This is a genomic window from Aminivibrio pyruvatiphilus (assembly GCF_004366815.1).
Lineage (GTDB): Bacteria > Synergistota > Synergistia > Synergistales > Aminobacteriaceae > Aminivibrio > Aminivibrio pyruvatiphilus.
This window is the reverse complement of record NZ_SORI01000052.1, coordinates 1-2172: the sequence shown is the minus strand read 5'-3', so window position 1 is coordinate 2172 and position 2172 is coordinate 1. Positions and strand designations below refer to the sequence as shown.

The 2172-nt window shown below is 58.3% G+C and carries 2 protein-coding genes; both read right to left on the bottom strand.

Annotated elements, in window-relative coordinates; genetic code table 11:
- On the bottom strand, nucleotides 1–691 hold a 691-nt coding region (locus C8D99_RS15040), incomplete at its 3' end, for a DUF2207 domain-containing protein (RefSeq protein WP_133959318.1).
- 80 nt (nucleotides 692–771) lie between these two features.
- A partial coding sequence (locus C8D99_RS15325; RefSeq protein ID WP_166670241.1) for a hypothetical protein occupies nucleotides 772–2172 on the bottom strand: 1401 nt, incomplete at its 5' end.

The window sequence follows — 2172 nt, the reverse complement described above, 5'->3', positions numbered from 1 at the left end:
GCGCAGGCTCGGAAGGCTGGGCGATGATCCCCTTGGGCCAGGAATACACTACGGTGAGCCCCTCACCCGGTGCAAAGGGGGCAGCTGATTCCACGATCCCGTCGGGAAGCGCCCGGGCATCCTGCCCCTTCTCCCCCGTCCTTCCGGTGTAGAACTCCACGGCTGAAAACCCCTCGCCGAATGCCCTTCCGGGAAGATTGGCCCGAAAGGACGCCTTTTCAATGACAAAAGGCCAGTCATTTCCCGTGGCATTCCAGTAAAGCTCGTCGTGATCCTCGAAAAAGCCGAGCTGTCCCGTGGTTGTGTACGTGATGGTGAAGACATGCTCGCCGAAAGACAGCAGAACATCGGGATCGCCGAGGCGGAACTCGAGCCGATCGCCCGCCCGGCTGACCTGGGCCTGGGTTGGTTTTCCGTCGAGCAGTGCGGAAACGAGGTCCAGGGGAGCCCGCCGCACCCTTCCCTCGCTGTCGGTGAAATCGGTGGGAATGGACCGGATGATTCCTCTGCGGATATCCTTTCCCTCCGCCACAACGGCAATGCGCTCCGTGACGGTCAGCGAGGCGTCCGTACCGACCTCCGTCTCCACGTCGAAACGCACTATGCGCTCCTGGGCCGGAAGGGGGGACGCCCCCCAGAGGAGTATCCAGGCAAAACATACGGAAAGCAGCAGCGAACCAGTCTTTTTCACAGCCGTTTCACCCCCTCGGGCTCATTTGGGAAAAAGGCTCCGGAGGAAAAAACTCCGGAGCCTTCATTCAGCCTTATTTTTTACGGCTTTTTCTCTTCTTCTTCGCCTTCCCCTTCCTGCCCTTCCCCTTCCTTTCCTTCCTCCGCCATGGAGCTCCACTTCGCAGCCATGGCAGAAATGGCGTCAATCTCCGCTTGCTGCGCGGTCTCGGTCATGATGGTAAAATCCGCACGCTCCATGTCCGAAGCGAGAATATCGAGAGACTTGAATTCGATGGCAGCCTTCAGCCCCTCAAGGAACATGGGAATGTTTTCCACAAAATCTCTCTCCTGGGCAAGAAAAAGAGCCCAGGGGCCTTCAGGGTTCAGGAGAGAAAGAATAGTTTCACGGACGACCTTCGCGTCAAGATGCAGGAACCCGTTCAGGCTTTCGTTGCCGTAAAGGGCTGCCATGCGCCCTGAAAGCTCAGGGGCTGCATCCATCGCTTCAGGGCTCATGAATCCTGCGAGGACAACGCCGTCTTTTATGCCCATCACAAAATCAACAGGCTGCCGAAGAGCATAAAAAGCAGTCCATCCTTCCCTTGCAAGGGTCTCAAAGGGCATGCCGCTCTCGCGGGCCACCATCTCCAGAAGGGGAAGAAGGAGCTGGACTTCAGCTTTTTCCCCGGAAAAATAGGCGTATCCGCCCGGGAGGGGATTGCCCATCACCTTCGTCTGGCTTCCGAGGACGATTCCGATATTTTTCAGTATCTTCAGGACTGCGTCCTCGTCGAGCCCGAACTGCTTCATGTCTTCCAGCAGCTTGACGAACTCAGCTGCATCACTGTCTCCGGCAGCAGCTGCATCCCGAACCGCCTGGAAGTGCTTCTTGTCGAGGAACACCCTCCCCATGAGCACAAACCATGGTTTGCCACCGCCTATGAGGATCCTGTCACCGGATGAGAGGGGGCCGGAAGCTTCTTCGCCCATAAGCGAGAAGACTTTCGCGAAGTTCGTGAAGACGGAGAAGTCATATCCTGTGTCCGACGCATTGATGCCCGCTTCGGCGAGAAGGGTTCCGACAGGCTCCTTCAGCACTCCATCCGACTCGGCCTGGAGCTCCGAGGCTGCCATGCCGTTGTCGTGAAAATAGAAGAAATTCCCCTGGGGGAGCCTGCGTTCCAGCTTCATCCTCTTGCCGCCGTCGTTCAGTGCCTCCCGGGCAGCGGCAAGATCCTCGGGGGTGATTCCAAGGAGAACCATGTTCTGCTCCACCGAAACAAGGGCGAGGGGCACCCCTCCGCTGATCACGGCATAAGTGGATCCTTCCATGGGGGCAAGAATAAGCTCTCCGGGAACAGGGCTGTTGATGAGGGCGTCAACATCCCCCTCCTCTCCCTTGCCTTCGGCCATCCGGGCGAGGATGTCCTTCTTTGCGTCGGTGAAACGGATCGCCCCCTGCAGGGAGAATCCCTTCTCACCATAGCCCACGGCCACGGA